Source organism: Thermomonospora curvata DSM 43183 (assembly GCF_000024385.1).
In the GTDB taxonomy this organism is placed as follows: Bacteria; Actinomycetota; Actinomycetes; order Streptosporangiales; family Streptosporangiaceae; genus Thermomonospora; species Thermomonospora curvata.
In genome coordinates this window covers 1,979,428-1,999,013 of sequence record NC_013510.1, presented here as the reverse complement: position 1 = coordinate 1,999,013, position 19,586 = coordinate 1,979,428, and the positions used below count along the sequence as shown (strand labels likewise).

The window sequence follows — 19,586 nt, the reverse complement described above, 5'->3', positions numbered from 1 at the left end:
GGATCGGAGGTAGGTCAGGAATGAGCCGCCTGCGACCCGTCCGCCGGCCTCAAACGGCCGGGACGGATCGGGTCGCCGCATCGTCACGGCCCGAGCACAGGAAGTAGCGTCGAGGAATGCTCGCACGTGAACTGGCCAGACCCTATCCCCACATCGATCCCGACAGCGAGGCCCTGAGCGTGGCCCGGCTGGTGATCGAACAGCGGCTGCCGGGGCTGATCGTCCTGGACGACCTGCAGCACCCGCTGGCGATCCTGCCCACCTCCCAGATCCTGTGGTTCGCGATCCCGCCTTACGTCCGGGAGGACCCGGCGCTGGCACGGGTGTACTCCGAGCGGCAGGCCGACCGGATGTGCGAGCGGATGCGCGGCCGCAGCCTGCGGGACCTGCTGCCGCCGGAGCCGCGGCGGCCGCCGATGGTGACCGGCGACGCCAACGTCCTGGAGGTCGCGACGCTGATGGCCCAGGCGCACAGCCCGCTGGTGGCCGTGGTGGAGTCCAAGAACGGCCCCAGGCCGCCGATGATCGGCGTGATCTCGGTGGCCGACCTGCTGGGGCGGCTGCTGCCGGCGTGCTGAGCCCGCCCGGCCCCGCAAGGCGCCGCCTCCCCGCCATGGCCGGGGCCACGACGGGGACGCGGGCCTTTCAGCGGACCTCGGTGATCTCCGGGCCGCGCTCGAAGGGGTTGAAGGTGTCGTCGGCCTGCTCGGGCTGCTGGGACTGCTCGGCCGCGGCCTGGGCGGCCTCGGTGAACTCCTTGGGCAGCGTCAGCGGCAGCAGCTCGCGCGGCGGCATCGGCTGCTCGCCCCGGATCACCACGATGTTGCGGAAGACGTCCTCGAGGACCTGCCACTGCTCCTCGTCCTCGATGGCGGCGCCCTGCACCACGCCCCGCAGGAACCAGCGCGGGCCGTCCACCCCGATGAAGCGGATCGGCTGCCAGGCGTAGCCCTGCTCGATCACTTCCTGGGGGATCTGCTCGCGCACCTCCGGCGGCATCTCGTTGAGCATCTCCTCGGTGAGCTGGGCGGGGACCATCGCCCACAGCTCGGTGCCGAAGGGACCGTCGCGTTCCTCCACCTGCCCGCCGGCCTGCTCGGTGATCTCCGTGGCGGTCTCCCGGCGCAGGTCGTCCCAGATGCCGCTGCGCTTGGGCGCGGCGAACGCCTGAACCTGCAGGATGCTCTCGGCGTGCTGCACCAGCACCGACACCGGCCGCCCGTTGACGGGGTTGCCCTCGGCGTCCACCTCGGTGGCCTCGAAGTTCACCTGGAAGCCCAGGCCGGGGCCGACCGGGACCAGCAGGGAGCCGAAGTCCAGCCGCTCCAGCTCCGGGTAGGAGTCGCCGGCGTCCCAGGGGCCGGTGGCTTCGTCCGCCCCACCGGCGGGGGCATCGCCCGTCTCGACGGCGTCCGCCTGCTCGCCGGCCGATCCGAGGTTCCTGTCGGGTGCCTCGTTGCGGCGACGACGTCGAATAGGCACGACTCACGCTCCTTCTTCACTGTGCTCGATCTGACCGCTGCGTAGCGCGCTCAGCCTAGTTGTGCCCCGCCTCCGGTGACGCCGCCGGCAGTCCACCGGTGGAGCCGAAGCCGTTGTCGCCGCGTACCGATCCGGGGAGCGCGGAGACCTCGTGGAAGACCGCTCGCTCGACCCGTTGGACGACCAGCTGGGCGATCCGGTCACCGCGCCGCAGCCGGACCGGACGGCGGAGGTCGGTGTTCAGCAATGTCACCTTGATCTCGCCGCGGTATCCGGCATCGACCGTACCGGGCGCATTGACGATCGTGACCCCAAACTTAGCGCCCAAACCGGATCGCGGGTGAACAAAGGCGGCGTATCCGTCCGGCAGTGCGATGGCGATCCCGGTGGGCACCACCGCCCGCTCCCCGGGGGCCAGTTCCACATCGATCGCGGCGTACAGATCGGCCCCCGCATCGCCCGGGTGGGCGTAGGAGGGCAGCGGCAGCCCGTCGTCGAGCCGCCGGATCAGCACGGGGACGTCCCCGGGTCGGTGTTGGACTCTGTGGTCGGTCAAGGGCTCATCCATGGTCACGGGTCAGGGCGCCGCCCGGGACACATGGCCGCGGCGCGGCCACATGACCATACCGAGCACCGCGTCCGCCGGGGGTGCAAGCACACCGCGGAAGCGGCGGCGGGGCGACACGCTTCATAGAGGGCAACCCTATCCGGATGGGCAGGCCCACGGCCCCGTATGAAAACCGGTGTGAAAGAAGGCGGCGAGTGGGAACTCGCACACACCGCCGTGCGTCCATCCCGGCGGACCCCCTGGGAGCGGGGTTGCGGGGAGAGGGCATGTCCGTGATCGCCGTGCTGCTGCAGCTGCCGGCGCTGCTCGAGCCGTCCGCCGGGCAGGCGCCGCTGCTGGCGCTGGCCGCGCTGACGGTCGCCGCCCTGCTGGCCGTGGCGGTCACCGCCGGTGCCGGGCGCTTCGGCCCGCCGCCGGCCGCCCGGGCGCACACCGCGCTGCGCGCCCGCAGCGCCCGCACCGCCTTCCTGAGGCTGCGCGATCCGGCCGCGCCCGGCCGTCCCCTGCCCAGAGCACCGTCGGCGTGACCTTGAAAGACCGAGGTCCCGACGTCCCCGTTGCTCTGGAAGGTTTTCGATGCCGGTTTTCGATGCGGTTCTCTCTCATGCCCACGACCTGGTCTGGACGCTGACGCAGGCGCTGGCGCCGCTGGTGCCCGGCGGTGCCGCCGCGGCGGCGATCGTGGTGTTCACCATGGCGGTGCGGCTGTCGCTGCTGCCGCTGAGCATCCGGGCGGCGCGCGGTGCGCGTGCCAGGGCCCGGCTGGCGCCGCAGATCGCCGGGCTTCGGCGGCGGTATGCCCACGATCCGGTGCGGTTGCAGCGGGAGCTGGCGGCGCTGCACCGGGCCGAGGGGGTCTCCCCGGCCGCCGGCTGCCTGCCGTCGCTGGCGCAGGCGCCGTTCTTCTTCCTGATGTACCGGCTGTTCACCGCGGCGGTCGTGGGCGGGCGGGAGAACCTGCTGCTGGCCCAGAGCCTGCTGGGCGCGCCGCTCGGCCAGAACTTCGCCGGCGTGGTGGTGAGCGCGCCCTTCAGCGGGCCGGCGCTGGCCTTCTACGCCCTGCTGGCGCTGCTGGCACTGGTCGCCTGGGTGTCGTCCCGCCGGCTGGCCGCCGCGCTGCCGAAGGGGCAACCCGGCGGCGGCCTGCTGCGGCTGCTGCCCTTCGGCTCCGTGGCGGCGGCGCTGTTCCTCCCCCTGGCGGCCGGGATCTATCTGCTGGCGACGACGGCGTGGTCGGCCGCCGAGCGGGCCGTGCTGCACCGGCCGCTTCCGGCCGCCTCCTGAGGCGCCGGACGACGACCGCTCGGCGCCCTTGATGGGCCGTGGACGCTTTGGACCCGATGAAACCGAACTAGATTCGGTCATCGTGTCCGGCGCCGTAGCCCCCCGCCCTGCACCGACGCCCCCCGGGGGAGAACCCGCGACGGGCATCGACGAGTACGGACGCCGGGCGCCTGCCTGGCTGGAAGAGGCCACCCTGCCCGAACACCCGGGCTGGAGGACCCCACGGCGTTCACGGCCCGGCTCCACGACGCCGCTCACTCCGGCACCACCCGGCCCAAGGAGTACGGCGGACAGGGCCTATCGGCCGCCGAGGAACGGGACTCCCAGCAGGCCGCCAAGGACGGCCTGCCGCTGCACGGCGGCATCGGTTTCACCTGCGAGCACGACGCGTACCTGTGCTGCAAGCGGGCCAAGACCGACGGGCTGCCGCTGGGCTCGCCCCGGCACCACCGTGCCCGCCTGGCCGAACGCCTAGGCCTGCCGGTCTGCGAAGCCTTCGGCCCCGGCCTGAGCAGGCCGGGGCCGAAGGCCTATCGCGCATGCCGCAGCAGTCCGCTACGAGACCGCGGCGGCCAGCGTGACCGCCACGGTGAGCTCCTCGGCGGCGGCCGCCTCGTCCAGCTCCAGCTCTGCGACGTTGCCGGCGGCGCGCAGGTCCTCGGCGGCGGCGCGCACCGTCGCGGTGCCCGGCCCGCGCACCACGGCCCGCGCCACCTCGGCCCGCATGGAGACCTTGGCCTGCGACTTGGCCTTGCGGACCTGCCGCAGCGCCTCGGCCGTCACCTCCAGCAGCGCCGGGTCGCCGCCCGCGGGCAGCTCGGCGGCCTCGGGCCAGGACGCCAGGTGCACCGACCCGTCCCGCCACCAGGACCAGACCTCCTCGGTCACGAACGGCAGGATCGGCGCGAACAGCCGCAGCAGCACCGACAGCGCGGTGCGCAGCGCCGCCCGGGCCGAGTCGGCCCCGGCGCCCTCCCCGTAAGCGCGCTGCTTGACCAGCTCCAGGTAGTCGTCGCAGAAGTACCAGAAGAACCGCTCGGTGCGCTCCAGCGCCCGGGCGTGGTCATAGCCGTCGAACGCCTCGGTGGCCTCGGCGACCACCTCCCGCAGGGCGGCCAGCATGGACAGGTCCACCGGCTCGGTGATCGCCGCGTCCGGCGCCACCTCGCCCAGCCCGAGCACGAACCGGGAGGCGTTGAGGATCTTGGTGGCCAGCCGGCGGCCCACCTTGATCTGCTTGACCTCGAAAGCGGTGTCGGTGCCGGGCCGGGCGCTGGCCGCCCAGTAGCGGACCGCGTCGCTGCCGTGCTCGACCAGCAGCCCCATCGGGGTGATCACGTTCCCCTTGGACTTGGACATCTTCTTGCGGTCGGGGTCGAGGATCCACCCCGACAGCGCGGCGTTGCGCCACGGCAGCGAGTCGTGCTCCAGGTGGGAGCGCAGCACCGTGGAGAACAGCCAGGTGCGGATGATGTCGTGCCCCTGGGGCCGCAGGTCGTAGGGGAAGACCCGGGCGAACAGGTCCGGGTCGCTCTCCCAGCCGCCGGCGACCTGCGGCGTCAGCGAGGAGGTGGCCCAGGTGTCCATGACGTCCGGGTCGCCGATGAAGCCGTCGGGCTTGCCGCGCTGGTCCTCGCTGTAGCCGGGCGGCACATCGGAGGAGGGGTCGATGGGCAGCATCTCCTCCGGCGGCACGATCGGCCGGTCGTAGCGCGGCTCGCCGTCGGAGTCCAGCGGGTACCACACCGGGAAGGGCACGCCGAAGAACCGCTGGCGGGAGATCAGCCAGTCGCCGTTCAGGCCCTCCACCCAGTTCTCGTAGCGGGCCCGCATGTAGGGCGGGTGCCAGGACAGCTCGCGCCCGCGCGCCAGCAACTGCTCGCGCAGCGCCGCGTCCCGGCCGCCGTTGCGGATGTACCACTGGCGGGTGGTGACGATCTCCAGGGGCTTGGAGCCCTTCTCGTAGTACTTGACCGGGCGGACGATGGGGCGCGGCTCGCCGTCCAGGTCGCCGGACTCGCGCAGCAACTGCACCATCCGCTCGCGGGCCGAGTGCACGGTCTTGCCGGCCAGCTCGGCGTACGGCCCGGCGGGCACCCCGGGCGGCGCCTCGGCGACCAGCCGGCCGTCCCGGCCGATGACCGCCCGGGTGGGCAGGTTCAGCTCCCGCCACCAGGTCACGTCGGTGACATCACCGAAGGTGCAGATCATCGCGATGCCGGTGCCCTTGTCCGGCTCGGCCAGCCGGTGGGCGAGCACGGGGACCTCCACCCCGAACACCGGGGTGCGCACGGTGCGCCCGAACAGGTCCCGGTACCGCTCGTCGTCGGGGTGGGCCACCAGCGCCACGCACGCCGGCAGCAGTTCCGGGCGGGTGGTGTCGATGAGCACCACGCGGTCGTCGGCGTGGAAGCGCAGCCGGTGGAAGGCGCCGGGGGTGTCGCGGTCCTCCAGCTCGGCCTGGGCCACGGCGGTGTGGAAGGTGACGTCCCACAGCGTGGGCGCCTCGGCCAGGTAGGCCTCCCCGCGCGCCAGATTGCGCAGGAACGCCCGCTGCGCGACCGCCCGCGCCCGGTCGCCGATCGTGGTGTACAGCAGGTTCCAGTCGACCGACAGGCCGATCCGGCGCCACAGATCCTCGAAGGCTTTCTCGTCGATGGCGGTCAGCCGCTCGCACAGCTCGATGAAGTTGCGGCGGCTGATGGGGACCTGCTTTTTGGGGTCGGGCTCGGCGGGCGGTTCGAAGTCGGGGTCGTACGGCAGCGACGGGTCGCAGCGGACGCCGAAGTAGTTCTGCACCCGCCGCTCGGTGGGCAGGCCGTTGTCGTCCCAGCCCATCGGGTAGAACACCGCGCGGCCCCGCATCCGCTGGTAGCGGGCGATGGTGTCGGTGTGGGTGTAGGAGAACACGTGGCCGACGTGCAGGGAGCCGCTGACCGTGGGCGGCGGGGTGTCGATCGCGAAGATCTCCTCCCGTGGCCGGGTGCGGTCAAAGCGGTAGGTGCCGTCGTCCTCCCAGCGACGTACCCACTTGTCCTCCAAGCCGTCCAGAGTGGGCTTTTCGGGGACTGTCGGGGTACGTGGCTGTCGGTTCATGGGCCCAATGCTATTGGGGTGCCACGCCGTCCCGTGCCGAATTCAGGGGGCCGTGCTCGGATAGCCTCACTGCGTTCGGCCGCAGAGCGGAGGAGATGACGACGATGGCAGACAAGGGCGACCTCGGCTGGCGGGCCGTGGCCGGTGCCGCGGCCTTCGTGGGCGGGTTCGTGGCCCGCAAGGCGCTCACGTACGCCTGGAAGAAGGCCACCGGCAAGGAGCCGCCGACCAACCCCGAATCCCCTCAGGTGGCCCTGTCGGAGGCGCTGGGGTGGGCCGTGGTCACGGGCGTCGGCATGGAGGTGACCCGGCTGCTGGTCACCCGGGCGGCGGCGCGCCAGTACGCCAAGGCCAACGGCCGCCTGCCGGCGTCCTTCGGCATGAACGACGCCTGACGCGGTCCGCGCCGCAAGGCGCGGCGGGCCTAATTGGATGGACTGTCCAGCACTGCCGGTATCGTGGTCGGTCCCGCGATCAGGAAGGGACCGGCCACGATGCGTTTCGCCCTCGTCGACGAACTGCGCGCCGAGCGCTTCCGGTTCATCGAGACGTTGGAGGGGCTGTCGGACGAGGAGTTCGACTCCGGCACCACCTTGTGCGCCGGATGGGCGCCGCGGGACGTGCTCGGCCACGTCATCGGCTTCGACTACCTGCTGGGCTCGTACCTGCCGTACGGCACGCGCATCCACGCCGCCAACCAGGCGCAGGCCGAGCGAGCGCGGATGATGTCGCGCCGCCGGCTGATGGAGTGGGCGCGGCACTGGGCCGCCAACCCGAGCCTGACCGCCCGGCTCGCCCTGCCGCTGGCCCTGGGCGATCTGGGGGTCCACCACCAGGACGTGCTGCGCGGGCTGGGGCTGCGCAGGCAGGTGCCGGACGCGGTCGCCACCGCGATCTTCCGGGAGGGGATGCAGCTGAGTCTGTGGATGAACCGCCGGGTGCTCACCCACCGGCTGGTGCCCACCGACGGTCACCGCCCGGTGGGGCGGGGACGGCAGGTGCGGGGTACCCGGGAGGCCATAGGAATGTGGCTCGCCGGCCGGGACAGTGTGGCCAAGGAGCTGGAGTTCAGTTCATAGCCGCACGGCGAGAGGGACGCCCGTCTGCCGGCGCAGGTCCGCGCGGATCGTCTCGGCCAGGCGTTTGGTGGCGGCCCGGTTGAGCGCGGCGCCCGCGGCGGCGCCGGCCAGCAGCGGCCCCATGGTGGTCATGGTCCGGCCGAAGGTGCGCACCAGCCGTTTGCGCAGCGCGGCCTTGGCGGCCGTGCCGAGCGCGTCGGCCAGTGACCCGCCCTTCAGCGGGTCGATCCCGCGCCGCCGGGCCCAGGAGGTCAGGTAGGCGCCGGCCCGGGCGGTGGGCGATCCGTGCAGCTGCACCCCGTAGACGGCGTGCAGCTCGGCGATCAGCTTGACCTCGATCGCCGCGATCACCAGCGTCTCGGCGGCCAGCTGGACGGGCGCGGTCAGCAGCAGCGGCGGCGCGGTGAACTGCACGGCCGCCAGCGCCCCGCCGGCGGCCCCCACCGCGGTGGTGGCGGCCATCGCCGTCCGCACCAGGCTGTCGGCCAGGGGTTCGCCGGTGAGGTGGCCGTGGTGGGCGCTGAGCGTGGCGGCGTCGCGCACCGGCAGGTGCGGGGCGATCTCCGTCAGCAGCTCGGCCAGCCAGCGCCCGCCGCGCAGCCCGGCCGCCCCGGTGCGGCGGGCCCGTTCGGCCAGCAGTCCCACCAGCCGGGCCAGCAGCGAGCGACGGGACTCGGCGTCGAGATCGTCGGCGCCGGTCAGCCTGCCGACCAGTGCGGCGATCTCGGTGTCCCGCCCGCCGTCCTGCGACGCCGGGACACCGAGATCACCCCGGCGGTCCTGTGCTCGGTCGTCGACGCCGTCACCGGACACCGCGGCCCCCGATCAGGCCGCGCACTCGCGGCAGACCGGCTGGCCCTTGCGTTCCTCGGCGAGCTGGCTGCGGTGGTGCACCAGGAAGCAGCGCGAGCAGGTGAACTCGTCGGCCTGGCGCGGCACCACCCGGAAGGTCAGCTCCTCGTTGGACAGGTCGGCGCCGGGCAGCTCGGCCACCTCACCGGCGTCCAGGTCCTCGTCGATGATGCTGGCGGCCTTGTCGGCCCGCCGGGCCTGCAGCTCCTGCAGGCTGTCCTCGCCGAGGTCGTCGTCGGTCTTGCGTGGGCTGTCGTAGTCGGTTGCCATCTTCTATCTCCATCCCCCTCGGTCATTCTTTGCGCCCCGTCGCGCGGGTCTAACGCTCGGGAGGCCGCAGTTGTGCCCGATCCGGGCGGGAAATTCTGTCACGGGTGGTGACCTCCGGCACGCAAGGCGCGACGATCACCATTGGTGACACCGGTCACCGCCATCGCCCCACCCAGATGTGCCGTATGCCACATTCCGGCGCTCCCCGCGAGGCCGGGCCGTCCGGCGGAGCCGTCGTGGGAACGCCGGCGCCAGGCCCACCCGGACGGTTTCACCGAAGGACGCCACACCCGTGCGAGCCGCCGCCGGCGCCCTGCGGCGGCGGGATCATATCGGTACGGCGGGCGCCGTGCGTGCCAGCCCCGCCGGTTGCGGTGCGGGTCACCGGACCGCCCGGGTCGTTCCCCTCGTCACCGATGTCGAACCGGACGGTTCGGTGAAACGTCTGACCTAACGCGATATCGTGCCCGCCTGACGTGGGCTTGAACGGGGTCACTGGAGGGTCATATGCCGCAGGCCGCTCCCCTGGAGGCGGGGGATCCCCGCAGGCTGGGGAACTATGAAGTGATCGGGCGGCTCGGTGCCGGCGGCCAGGGGGCCGTCTATCTCGGCAAAGGACCCGACGGGGAGAAGGTCGCCATCAAGCTGCTGCACGCCCAGATGGCGGCCGACCCCTCCGCCCGCGCCCGCTTCGCCCGCGAGGTGGCGGCCGCGCAGAAGGTCGCGCCGTTCTGCACCGCCCGGGTGCTGCAGGCCGATGTGTCCGGCGACCAGCCGTTCATCGTCAGCGAGTTCATCGACGGCCCGTCGCTGCACGACGTGGTGGCCCACAACGGCCCGCTGGAGCCGGTGGAGCTGGAGCGGCTGGCGATCGGCACGGTCACCGCGCTGGCGGCCATCCACGAGGCCGGCATCGTCCACCGGGACTTCAAGCCCAACAACGTGCTGCTGGCCTCCGACGGCCCGCGCGTGGTCGACTTCGGCATCGCCCGCACCGTCAACTCCCAGGAAAGCGCGGTCACCGCCACCGGCATGGTGGTCGGCACCCCCGGCTATCTGGCCCCCGAGCAGCTGACCGGGGCGCCGCTGCAGCCGGCGGTGGACATCTTCGCCTGGGGCGCCACGATGGTGTTCGCCGCCACCGGGCAGTCGCCGTTCGAGGCCGAGACCCTGCCGGTGATCATCAACCGGATCCTCAACGAGGAGCCGGACCTGTCGGCGCTGGCCGAGCCGCTGCGCGGCCTGGTGGGCCGGTGCCTGTCGAAGGACCCGGCCGCCCGCCCGGCGGCCGCGCAGCTGCTGCTGCAGCTGCTGGGCCATGTGGGGGCGGCGCCGGCCACTCCCGCCCCGGCCAGCGAGGAGCTGCTGGACCAGGGCACCCGGATCGCCGCCCGGATGGCGCCGCCGCCCGAGGTGCCGCCGGCCCCGGTGCACACCCCGCCGCCGATGACACCGCCGGCGCCGCTGCAGCAGGGCCCCTTCCCGCAGAGCCCGACCACGCCCCCGCCGCAGCCGATCACCCCGCCGCCGATGCCGCTGCAGCAGGGGCCGGTCACGCCCCCGCCGCAGATCCCGGTGCACCAGGGCGGCTTCGGGCAGATCCCGATGACCCCGCCGCCGCAGCCGATGACGCCGGCGCCCATGCAGCAGCCGGTGGTCGCCGCCCCGCCGCCGGCCGCCCCGGTCTACCGGCCCCGGCAGTCCTCCTCCAACGGGCCGGTGATCGCCGGTGTCGGGTGCGCGGTGGTGCTGGTGCTGGCCCTGCTGATCTTCGCGATCGTGGTGGCGGCCAGTGAGGACGACGCAGACGGCGACCCGCCGGCCTACCCGACCGCCGCGCCGACCTTCTCCCGCTCCCCGTCCCCGACGACCGGCACCCGGCTGCCGCTGGCCTTCAACGGGGTGTGGGAGGGCAAGGGCTTCCAGCCGTCGGCCCCCGCGCAGGACCGGACCTGGAACGTGCGCTTCACCCTGCTGGGCGGCGGCACCACCGGGCTGGTCTACTACGAGTCGGCCACCTACACCTGCCGGGGGACGCTGACCCTGCAGCCGGGCGTCACCGAGCGGAGGGCGACCTACAAGATCAACATCTACACCGGTGAGTGCGTGTCCGGCTACGTCACCTTCATCTACCTCAACAGCAGCACTCTCCGTTTCGAGGAGCGGGAGAACATCACCGACGCGACCTATCTGGCCAGCGGCACGGTGACCAAGTAGCGCACGCAAGTCAGGACGCCAAGGGCATCCGGGCGGTCACCACCAGGCCCCCGCCGGGACGGGGGGTGGCGTAGACGTGGCCGCGGTGCGCCCGCACCACCGAGCGGACGATGGACAGGCCCAGCCCGGAGCCCTTGGCCGACTCCACCCGGTCCTGCTGCAGCCGCCGGAACGGTTCGAACAACTGGTCCACCTCGTAGGCGGGCACCACCGGGCCGGTGTTCTCGACCTGGACGGCGGCGCTGCCGTCCAGCACCCCGGCCCGCACCCACACCTGGCCGCCCTCGCCGGTGTTGTGCTTGATGGCGTTGTCGACCAGGTTGGAGACCAGGTGCTCCAGCAGCACCGGGTCGCCCAACGTGGTCCCGGAGGCCAGCTCGGTGTGCACGGTGATGCCCGCCTCCTCGGCGGCGTCGCCCAAGGTCTTCAGCACGGTCGTGACGACCTCGGCCAAATCCACCGGGACGCGGGTGGTCAGTTCGCGTTCGCTGCGGGCCAGCAGCAGCAGGCCCTCGATCAGCCGTTCGTGGCGGGCGTTGTTGGCCAGCAGGGTGCGGCCCACCGCCTTCAGGTCCGGCGAGGCCTCCGGGTCGCCCAGCGCGACCTCCAGCAGGGTGCGGTTGATGGCCAGCGGGGTGCGCAGCTCGTGGGAGGCGTTGGCGACGAACCGGCGCTGGGCGTCGAAGGCGTTGCCCAGCCGCTCCAGCATCGCGTCGAAGGTGTCGGCCAGCTCTTTGATCTCATCGGCCGGGCCCTCCAGCGCGATCCGCTCATGCAGGGTGCTCTCCGACAGCCGCCGGGCGGTGGCGGTGACCTTCTGCAGCGGCGACAGCGCCCGGTCGGCCACGAAGTAGCCCAGCACCAGGGCCATCACCCCGACCCCGGCCAGCACCAGCATGGAGCGGCCGAACAGCTCCTTCATGGCGCGGGACTTGAGCACCTCGGTCTCGATGATCAGCCCGCCGGGGGTGTGGACCTGCAGGCCCGGCGGGAACACCGAGTCCAGCACCTGCGCCAGCAGCACGTGCGTGATGAACAGCAGCAGCAACCCGGCCAGCAGGAACAGCACCCCGTACAGCAGGGTCAGCCGGAGCCGGACGCTGACCCGCCCGGGCAGCGCCCGCAGGTCGGCCATGAACGCGCCGCCCCGGCCCTCCGGCCGCGGCGCGGTCATCGGCTGGGTCGTCGATCCGGTGATGAACCCGGGCCGGCGGGCCTCCCCCTTGGCATCGCCCTTGCCGATGTCGCTCAAAGCCGGTACCCCACCCCTGGGACGGTCTCGATCACCTGCGGTTCACCGAGCTTCTTGCGCAGCGTCATCATCGTCACCCGCACCACGTTGGTGAACGGGTCGATGTGCTCATCCCACGCCTTCTCCAAAAGCCGCTCAGAGCTGACCACGGCGCCCTCGGCCCGCATGAGCACCTCCAGCACCGCGAATTCCTTGCGGGTCAGCTCGATCGGGCGGCCGTCGCGGTGCACCTCCCGCCGGGCGGGGTCGAGGGTGATCCCGGCGCGTTCCAGGACGGGCGGCAGCGGCGGGGCGGCCCGCCGGCCCAGCGCCTGCACCCGGGCCACCAGCTCGGCGAAGGCGAACGGCTTGGCCAGGTAGTCGTCGGCGCCCAGGTTCAGCCCCGCCACCCGGTCCTCCAGGTCGCCGGCGGCGGTCAGCATGAGGATCCGGGCCGGGTAGCGCCGGCCGGCCAGGTCGCGGCAGACGTCGTCGCCGTGGACCTTGGGCAGGTCGCGGTCCAAGACCACCACGTCGTACTCGTTGACGCTGGTCCGCTCCAGCGCACCGGCACCGTCGTAGGCGACGTCCACGGCGTGGGCCTGGCGGCGCAGTCCCGTGGCGATCGCGTCGGCGAGCACGCGCTCGTCCTCGACGACGAGAACACGCATCCGTCCCCCTTCAGATCCGGATCTCACATGCCGGTGCGCCGGACCGGCGTTCCCAGATATGCCATAGCGCCTGTAAGCCCCCTGTAAGCATGCCCCCTGTTCCGGGGTGGGCGGAGCGTCCTCTACGGTGCGTATCACCATTCAAACGAAAGGTTTACGGCGGAAGCCGGTTTGGGTAAGGAACAGCCGCTGTAGAGAGGAAAATCCCCATGGGTGAGTTGTCACGCACGATCCAGCAGCGGCTTTCCGACGCGTACGCGTCGCTGCGCAGGGCGCAGGCCGAGGGTGACACCTACCTGGCCGACATCCGGCAGGCCGAGATCGAAGAGCTCCGCCGGATTGCGGCCAACCACGACATCGGCATTCCCCCCGCCCCCGAAATGGAGTGAGTTTCGCAACACCCGCCGCTGCGCGCTCGGCGGCCGGCCCTCCGGAGTCCGGGCGGCCGCGTTCCCCGAGGGGGCGGACCGGTCAGTCCCGGGCGGGGTCGAGCGGCGCCAGCAGGTCGTGCAGCGCCTCGAACGTTCCCGGGCCCGCCGCCAGGACGAACTCCGGTCCCGGAGCCGCCCCGTGCAGCCCGCCGACCCGCCCGCCGGCCTCCTCCACGATGAGCGTCCCGGCGGCGATGTCCCACAGCTGGACGCCGCGCTCGTAGTAGCCGTCCACCCGTCCGGCCGCCAGCGTGCACAGGTCCACCGAGCAGGCCCCGCCGCGGCGGATGTCGCGCACGTGCGGCAGCACCCCGGTCAGCACCCGGGCCTGGTGGGCGCGGCGCCGTGACTCATAGCCGAACCCGGTGGCCACCAGCGCCCGGTTCAGCGGGACGTCGGCGGTGCAGCGCAGCGGGCGTTCCCCGGCGGCGTCGCGCAGCCGGGCGCCGCCGCCCCGGACCGCCAGGTAGGTCTCCCCGCGGCGGGGGACCTCCACCACGCCGACGGCGGTCCGCCCGTCGATCTCGGCGGCGATGCTGACGCTCCAGTCGGGCAGGTCGTACAGGTAGTTGACGGTGCCGTCGATGGGGTCGACCACCCAGCGGACTGCGCTGCCGCCGGCGCTGGCGCCGCTTTCCTCACCGAGGATCGCATCGGCGGGCCGGGCGGCGCGGATGCGTTCGACGATCAGCTGCTCGGCGGCCCGGTCCATCTGGGTGACCACGTCGGTGGGGCTGGACTTGGTCTGCACCACGGCCGGTCCCTCCACCGGCCGCTTGCCGACCAGCATCCGGCCGGTCTCGCCGGCGATCTCCAGCGCCAGCTCCAGCAGCTCCTCGTGCAGGCTCATGGGTCCTTTCCAGGGGTCGGCACCGCCCCGCCGGGGTTCAGCGGCGGGCGCGGCAGCACTCTTCCGGGCAGTCGTCGGGGCGCGCGCCCAGCGCGCCCAGCGCGGGCCGTTCCGCGCCGGGGCCGGCCATGCGTTCGGTCAGCAGCTGGCGGACCATCGCCACATAGGCGGGGTGGGTGCCGGGCGTGGCGGCGCGCTCGAAGGCCAGGCCCAGCTCGGCGGCCACGGCGGCGGCCTCCACGTCGAGGTCGTATTTGACCTCCATGTGGTCGCTGACGAACCCGATCGGCACGACCACCACCGCTTCGGTTCTGGCGGCGTGCAGCTTGCGCAGGTGGTCGCAGATGTCGGGCTCCAGCCACGGCTGGGTGGGCGGGCCGCTGCGGCTCTGGTAGACCAGCGCCCGCTCGTGCCCGGGGGCGGCCCGTTCGGCGACGACCTCGGTGATGTCGGCCAGCTCGGCGGCGTAGCGTTCGCGCCCGGGCTGGGCCAGCGGGACGCTGTGGGCGGTGAACGCCAGGTGCGCCGCCTGGCGCAGGCCGGCCGGCAGGCGGTCCAGCGCGGCGCGGGTGGCCTCGACGAACGGCTCCACGAAGCCGGGGTGGTTGTAGTAGACCCGCAGCTTGTCGATCTCCGGGGCGCCGGGGACCTGCTCGCGGGCCCGGGCGATGTCGTCCCGGTACTGCCCGCAGCTGGAGTAGCCGCTGTAGGCGGAGGTGACGAACGCCGCGGCCCGTCGCACGCCGTCGGCGGCCATCTGGCGGACCGTGTCGGTCAGGTAGGGCGTCCAGTTCCGGTTGCCCCAGTAGACCGGCAGGTCCAGGCCGTGGGCGGCGAAGTCGGCCTCGATGGCGGCCTTCAGGCGCCGGCAGTGGTCGTTGATCGGGCTCACTCCGCCGAAGTGGTAGTAGTGCTCGGCCACCTCTTCCAGCCGCCGCCGGGGGACGTTGCGGCCGCGCGTGACGTTCTCCAGGAACGGCATAACGTCCTGCGGCCCCTCCGGTCCGCCGAAGGATACGAGCAGCAGCGCGTCGTAGGACGTCATGCCCTCCATCCAACCAGCCGCCGGGAGTGCTTCAGATCACCGCCTTCACCGAACCCTTTTCAACACGCCGTCTCCGCAGGTCGAGACGGGGGCCTTGCGGTCAGGGGCGCAGCCATGACCGCAAGGCCGCGGCACCGGAGAGCATCGGGGCTCCCGTCCTCGGTGCTTTGGGCCGCGTGTGGAAAAGGGTTCACCGGTAGCGGGCGGCGTAGGCCTTGGCCAGGGCGAGGACTTTCTGCACGTACCAGTGGGCGTGGTTGTAGGCGTAGATCGCCTGGTACAGCGACCGGCCGCCGCGCCCGGCGCCGTGGGCGCACAGGTACTTGGCGGCGGCGGGAATGGCGTCGTAGGGGTTCATGATGTCGGCCTTGCCGTCCCCGTCGCCGTCCACCCCGTAGGCCTTCCAGGTGGACGGCAGGAACTGCATGGGGCCCAGAGCGCCGGCGCTGGAGGGGCCGTTGTTGCGGCCGTGGTTGCTTTCGACCTGGCCGATGGCGGCCAGCACCGTCCACGACAGCCCCGGGCAGGTGGTCGCGGCCCGCCGGTACAGCTCCAGGTAGCTGACGGCCTGCCGGTACTGGGGCTCGTTGAGGTTGACCACCTTGGCGCCGCCCCGGAAGATCCTGTCCATCGCCCGGGTGAGCGCGGCCGGGTCGGCGCCGGGGGCGTTGACCAGCAGCGCCAGGTTGGGGATGAGGCCCAGCTGCTCCCCCATCTTGCGGCTGACCAGCATGTCGATGCCGGGCAGCCCGAAATCCCCCGAGCCGCCCATCGTCATGGTGGGGATCGTCTTGGCCACGACCGGGTACCGCAGCCCCTGGTGAAGCTTCAGCTCGCGGACCGCCTTGTCGGAGGCGACGAACTTGTCGGCGGCCAGCGCCTCCCACAGCTCGGTCTTGCGGGCGGTGGCCGGCGGGGTCCAGGAGCGGAACGTCGAGGGGTCGACCGCGAAGGTGTTGACCAGGCGGTTTTGCAGCTGCACCGCGCCGCCGGCCACCAGCGCCACGTCCTGCACGCCGCGCAGCCGCGACACCTTGCGGACCTCGGCGGCGGTCAGCGAGGAGGCGCCCACCACCAGCACGTCGGGGGGCACCACCCGTTTGAGCGGGGCGAGCTGGGTGGTGTCGACGACGTTGGTGACGGTGCCGGAGCGCTGGGCGGGCGCGGTGGGATCGGCGGTGGCCCGGCCCGTGTCCCGGTCCCGGTCGAGGCCGAGCGCGGCGAGCACCCCGGCGGTGAGGGTCGCCGCGCTGGCCAGCGCCAGCAGCGCCACCACCGGGCGCCGCCGCTGCCGCCGGGGAGGGGCGGCCGGGCGGGGCCGCGTCACCGTCCGGGCCTTCTTTTCGGGCCGGGGGCGCCTTCTGCGCGGGGACTCGCCGGCGCCGTGCGCGGTGCCCGGTGCCGGGGACGGTTCGTCCGGACGCCAGGAGGCCGCCGGGCCGGCGGTCCGGGCCCCGAGGTCAGGCGGTGGAGAGGAGGCAGCCACAACCAATCCCAACGAGATCGCTGCCGCCGGGGTCACCGGCGGATCGGTAGTTTCGGACAGGGCGCGCTCGCCGCGCCGCGCATCGCCGGGCGGGCCGGGGTGGCCGCCGCGACGCAGGTCAGGGAGGACTGGAGGGGTCGTCGGTGTCCAATCCGTACCTGGCCCTGCTGAAGGTTCCCGGGGCGCGGGTGTTCGTCGCGGCGGGTTTCGTCGGCCGGATGTCGATGTCCATGGTGGGGATCGGCATTGTCCTTCTTGTCTCCGCGGTTACCGGATCGTACGGTATCGCCGGTTCGGTGTCGGCGGTCTTCGCCCTGGCGTTCGCCGTGGCCTCGCCCCTGGTGGGGCGGCTGGCGGACCGCCATGGGCAGCGCCGGGTGCTGCTGCCGCTGGGCCCGGCCAACGGGGTGGCCATGACGCTGCTGGTGGCGTGCGCCCTGCTGGACCTTCCCACCTGGACGCTCTTTCCCGCCGCGGTGCTGGGCGGCGTCACCTCGCCGGGGCTGGGCGCGATGGTGCGCGCCCGCTGGATCAACGTCCTGCACCGAAACGGCGACGGGCGGCTGCACACCGCGTTCTCGCTGGAGTCGGTGCTGGATGAGGTCATCTTCATCACCGGTCCGATGCTGGTGACGCTGCTGGCCACCGGGGTGCATCCGGCGGGCGGGGTGCTGGCCGCCGGGGCGCTGACGATGGGCGGCAGCCTGGCCATGGCGGCGCAGCGGGGCACCGAGCCGCCGCCGCGCACCGCCGGCGGCGGCGGTCTGGCCGGGGTTTTGGCGCTGCCCGGCGTGCTGCTGCTGGTGCTGGTCTTCCTGCTGGTGGGGACGGTGTTCGGCGGGGTGGAGGTGAGCGTGATCGCCTTCGCCGAGGCGGGCGGGCACCGGGGGCTGGCGGGCGTGCTGCTGGCCTCCTATGCGCTGGGCAGCTGCGCGGCGGGGCTGTGGTACGGGGCGCGCCCGTGGCGGTCGCCGCTGCATCGCCGTTTCCTGGCCGGGCTGGCGCTGCTGGTGGCCGGGCTGGTGCCGCTGCCGCCGCTGGGCGCCCATCCGGCGCTGTGGCCGGTGATGCTGGTGGTGATCTTCGTTTCCGGGCTGGCCATCTCCCCGACGCTCATCCCCGGCTACGGGCTGGTCGAGCGGCTGGTGCCGGCCCGGCGGCTGACCGAGGGGCTGGCGCTGGTGGGCACGGCGATCGGGGTGGGCGTGGCGGTGGGCGCCTCGGTGACGGGCCGGCTGGTGGACGCCCGCGGCCCGGGTGCGGCGCTGCTGCTGCCGGTGGGCGCGGGCGTGGTGGCGGTGGCGGCGGGCCTGGCGGGCAGGTCACGATTGCGTGAACCCCGGGAAACGTGAATTTCCTTCGCATTAATCGGGTCGATAGAGTCGGCCCATGTCCCCCGCACGCACTTTCGGCACCCAGGACCACATCTGGCGCAACTGGGCGGGCAACCAGCGCGCGGTGCCCGCCCGCACGCTCGCCCCGCGCAGCACCGAAGAGGTCGCCGAGGCCGTCCGCACCGCCGCCGCCGAGGGGCTGACCGTGCGGATGACCGGCACCGGCCACTCCTTCACCGCCGCCGCGGTCACCGACGGGCTGCTGCTGCGGCCCGACCGGCTGCGGGCGGTGCGCTCGGTCGACACCGCCACCGGCCTGGTCACCGTGGAGGCCGGCCTGCCGCTGCACGAGCTGAACCGGGTACTGGACGAGCACGGGCTGGCGCTGGCCAACATGGGCGACATCCAGCAGCAGACCGTGGCCGGGGCGCTGCAGACCGGCACCCACGGCACCGGCCGCGACCACGCCGGGCTGGCCTCCCAGGTGGCCGCGCTGGAACTGGTGCTGGCCGACGGCAGCATCGTCACCTGCTCGCGCACCGAGCGCCCGGAGCTGTTCGACGCCGCCCGGGTGTCGCTGGGCGCGCTCGGCGTGGTCACCGCCATCACCTGGCAGACCGTCCCGGCCTTCCGGCTGCACGCCCGGGAGGAGCCGATGCGCTGGGGCGAGGTGCTCGAGCGCCTCGATGAGCTGACCGAGGCCAACGAGCACTTCGAGTTCTACTGGTTCCCGCACACCGAAGGCTGCCTGACCAAGCGCAACAACCGCACCGACCGGCCCGCCGCCCCGCTGTCGCCGCTGCGCTACTGGCTGGACGACGAACTGCTGTCCAACACGGTGTTCGGCGGGCTGCAGCGCCTGACCCGCCGCGTGCCGGCCGCGATCGGCCCGGTCAACGCCGTCTCGGCCAAGGCGCTGGGCGCCCGGACCTACATCGACACCTCCTACAAGGTGTTCACCAGCCCGCGCCGGGTGCGCTTCAAGGAGCAGGAGTACGCCATCCCCCGCGAGCACCTGGCCGACACGCTGCGCGAGCTGAAGGCCCTGTTCGACCGGCGGGACTGGCGGATCAGCTTCCCCATCGAGGTGCGGGTGCTGCCGCCGGAGGACGCCTGGCTGTCGATGGCCTACGACCGGCCCAGCGCCTTCATCGCCGTCCACGTCTACCACCGCAACCCCCACGAGGACTACTTCGCCGGGGTCGAGGAGCTGATGACCGCGGTGGGCGGGCGGCCGCACTGGGGCAAGCTGCACACCCGCGACGCGGCCTACCTGGAGCAGGTCTATCCCAAGTTCGCCGACTTCCGGGCGTTGCGGGAGGAGCTGGATCCCGACCGCCGCTTTGCCAACCGCTACCTTTCCCGGGTCTTCGGCCCCTGAGAGGCCTTGCGGAGGCATCCGGCGGGCAAAGGAAAGACAAGGATCATGGCGGCCCGTCCCCATCGGGCCCCCGGAAACGGCAAGCTGGAGCGGACGGCGATCAGGGACGGGCGGCACCGGGCCGCGCTCGCTTCGCCGTCCGTTCCCGGGCCCGGGAGATGGGATCTTCGGCGCGCTGGGAGCGACGATGTGCGGACATGCCGGGTACGGTGCTAGCAGCAGGCGTGTCCGACCAGAGAAACTCGAGAACCGGGGGAAGGGCACGCATGCGCCCTTGGATGGGCGTCGTACCATACCGGCGCCCCGTGA

The 19,586-nt window shown here is 72.9% G+C and carries 19 protein-coding genes; 9 read left to right on the top strand and 10 right to left on the bottom strand.

The window, feature by feature from the left end; translation table 11 throughout:
* Window positions 1–116 precede the first annotated feature (116 nt).
* Window positions 117–578, top strand: coding sequence for a CBS domain-containing protein (locus TCUR_RS08420; RefSeq protein ID WP_012852065.1), 462 nt, complete (start codon window positions 117–119; stop codon window positions 576–578).
* A gap of 67 nt (window positions 579–645) precedes the next feature.
* Here the strand turns inward: TCUR_RS08420 and TCUR_RS08415 are convergent, their stop codons facing one another.
* Both TCUR_RS08415 and dut read right to left on the bottom strand, forming a co-directional pair.
* The gene (locus TCUR_RS08415) at window positions 646–1,482 is read right to left on the bottom strand and encodes a DUF3710 domain-containing protein (protein ID WP_012852064.1); all 837 of its coding nucleotides are present in this window, start codon (window positions 1,480–1,482) and stop codon (window positions 646–648) included.
* A 55-nt stretch (window positions 1,483–1,537) separates the two neighbouring features.
* Window positions 1,538–2,050 (bottom strand): dUTP diphosphatase, encoded by a 513-nt coding sequence (gene dut / locus TCUR_RS08410; RefSeq protein WP_012852063.1) that lies wholly within the window; start codon window positions 2,048–2,050, stop codon window positions 1,538–1,540.
* A gap of 266 nt (window positions 2,051–2,316) precedes the next feature.
* Between dut and TCUR_RS08405 the strand changes: the two genes are divergently transcribed.
* Together TCUR_RS08405 and yidC are read left to right on the top strand one after the other, a co-directional pair.
* Window positions 2,317–2,577 carry a DUF6412 domain-containing protein gene (locus tag TCUR_RS08405; RefSeq protein WP_012852062.1) on the top strand — a complete coding sequence of 87 codons (261 nt, stop codon included), beginning with the start codon at window positions 2,317–2,319 and terminating at the stop codon, window positions 2,575–2,577.
* A 49-nt stretch (window positions 2,578–2,626) separates the two neighbouring features.
* Window positions 2,627–3,334, top strand: coding sequence for a membrane protein insertase YidC (gene yidC, locus TCUR_RS08400; protein WP_012852061.1), 708 nt, complete (start codon window positions 2,627–2,629; stop codon window positions 3,332–3,334).
* Window positions 3,335–3,889: 555 nt separating this feature from the next.
* Here yidC and valS read toward each other — a convergent pair.
* Window positions 3,890–6,430, bottom strand: a complete 2,541-nt coding sequence (gene valS / locus TCUR_RS08395; RefSeq protein WP_012852060.1) for a valine--tRNA ligase — start codon at window positions 6,428–6,430, stop codon at window positions 3,890–3,892.
* Window positions 6,431–6,534: 104 nt separating this feature from the next.
* Between valS and TCUR_RS08390 the strand changes: the two genes are divergently transcribed.
* Together TCUR_RS08390 and TCUR_RS08385 are read left to right on the top strand one after the other, a co-directional pair.
* Window positions 6,535–6,825, top strand: a complete 291-nt coding sequence (locus TCUR_RS08390) for a DUF4235 domain-containing protein (RefSeq protein WP_012852059.1) — start codon at window positions 6,535–6,537, stop codon at window positions 6,823–6,825.
* A 99-nt stretch (window positions 6,826–6,924) separates the two neighbouring features.
* Window positions 6,925–7,509 carry a maleylpyruvate isomerase family mycothiol-dependent enzyme gene (locus tag TCUR_RS08385; protein WP_012852058.1) on the top strand — a complete coding sequence of 195 codons (585 nt, stop codon included), beginning with the start codon at window positions 6,925–6,927 and terminating at the stop codon, window positions 7,507–7,509.
* Here the strand turns inward: TCUR_RS08385 and TCUR_RS08380 are convergent.
* Window positions 7,504–8,322: a hypothetical protein gene (locus TCUR_RS08380; protein ID WP_012852057.1), complete on the bottom strand. Its 819-nt coding sequence runs from the start codon at window positions 8,320–8,322 to the stop codon at window positions 7,504–7,506. The two genes, TCUR_RS08385 and TCUR_RS08380, sit on opposite strands and share 6 nt — an antisense overlap.
* 12 nt (window positions 8,323–8,334) lie before the next feature.
* The gene (locus TCUR_RS08375) at window positions 8,335–8,631 is read right to left on the bottom strand and encodes a DUF4193 domain-containing protein (RefSeq protein WP_012852056.1); all 297 of its coding nucleotides are present in this window, start codon (window positions 8,629–8,631) and stop codon (window positions 8,335–8,337) included.
* Between the two features lie 507 nt (window positions 8,632–9,138).
* On the opposite strand from TCUR_RS08375, the gene TCUR_RS08370 reads away from it, so the two are divergent.
* Window positions 9,139–10,848, top strand: coding sequence for a serine/threonine-protein kinase (locus TCUR_RS08370; protein ID WP_012852055.1), 1,710 nt, complete (start codon window positions 9,139–9,141; stop codon window positions 10,846–10,848).
* Between the two features lie 10 nt (window positions 10,849–10,858).
* On the opposite strand, the gene TCUR_RS08365 is transcribed toward TCUR_RS08370, so the two are convergent.
* Window positions 10,859–12,100 (bottom strand): sensor histidine kinase, encoded by a 1,242-nt coding sequence (locus TCUR_RS08365; protein ID WP_012852054.1) that lies wholly within the window; start codon window positions 12,098–12,100, stop codon window positions 10,859–10,861.
* Window positions 12,097–12,750, bottom strand: a complete 654-nt coding sequence (locus tag TCUR_RS08360) for a response regulator transcription factor (RefSeq protein ID WP_012852053.1) — start codon at window positions 12,748–12,750, stop codon at window positions 12,097–12,099. Before TCUR_RS08360 ends, TCUR_RS08365 begins: the two co-directional genes overlap by 4 nt.
* A gap of 209 nt (window positions 12,751–12,959) precedes the next feature.
* On the opposite strand from TCUR_RS08360, the gene TCUR_RS08355 reads away from it, so the two are divergent.
* Window positions 12,960–13,139 carry a hypothetical protein gene (locus TCUR_RS08355; protein ID WP_012852052.1) on the top strand — a complete coding sequence of 60 codons (180 nt, stop codon included), beginning with the start codon at window positions 12,960–12,962 and terminating at the stop codon, window positions 13,137–13,139.
* An 82-nt stretch (window positions 13,140–13,221) separates the two neighbouring features.
* Here TCUR_RS08355 and TCUR_RS08350 read toward each other — a convergent pair whose 3' ends face one another.
* The 3 genes from TCUR_RS08350 to TCUR_RS08340 all read right to left on the bottom strand — a co-directional run bounded on the left by TCUR_RS08350 (window position 13,222) and on the right by TCUR_RS08340 (window position 16,403).
* On the bottom strand, window positions 13,222–14,031 hold the full coding sequence (locus tag TCUR_RS08350) for an inositol monophosphatase family protein (RefSeq protein WP_012852051.1): 810 nt from the start codon (window positions 14,029–14,031) through the stop codon (window positions 13,222–13,224).
* 37 nt (window positions 14,032–14,068) lie between these two features.
* Window positions 14,069–15,076, bottom strand: coding sequence for a ferrochelatase (locus tag TCUR_RS08345; protein WP_012852050.1), 1,008 nt, complete (start codon window positions 15,074–15,076; stop codon window positions 14,069–14,071).
* A gap of 190 nt (window positions 15,077–15,266) precedes the next feature.
* Window positions 15,267–16,403 (bottom strand): lytic transglycosylase domain-containing protein, encoded by a 1,137-nt coding sequence (locus TCUR_RS08340; RefSeq protein ID WP_012852049.1) that lies wholly within the window; start codon window positions 16,401–16,403, stop codon window positions 15,267–15,269.
* 302 nt (window positions 16,404–16,705) lie between these two features.
* On the opposite strand from TCUR_RS08340, the gene TCUR_RS26980 reads away from it, so the two are divergent.
* A complete protein-coding gene (locus tag TCUR_RS26980; protein WP_012852048.1) occupies window positions 16,706–17,914 on the top strand; it encodes an MFS transporter in 1,209 nt (402 codons plus the stop codon).
* A gap of 37 nt (window positions 17,915–17,951) precedes the next feature.
* The gene (locus TCUR_RS08330; protein WP_012852047.1) at window positions 17,952–19,277 is read left to right on the top strand and encodes a D-arabinono-1,4-lactone oxidase; all 1,326 of its coding nucleotides are present in this window, start codon (window positions 17,952–17,954) and stop codon (window positions 19,275–19,277) included.
* Window positions 19,278–19,586: the final 309 nt, after the last annotated feature.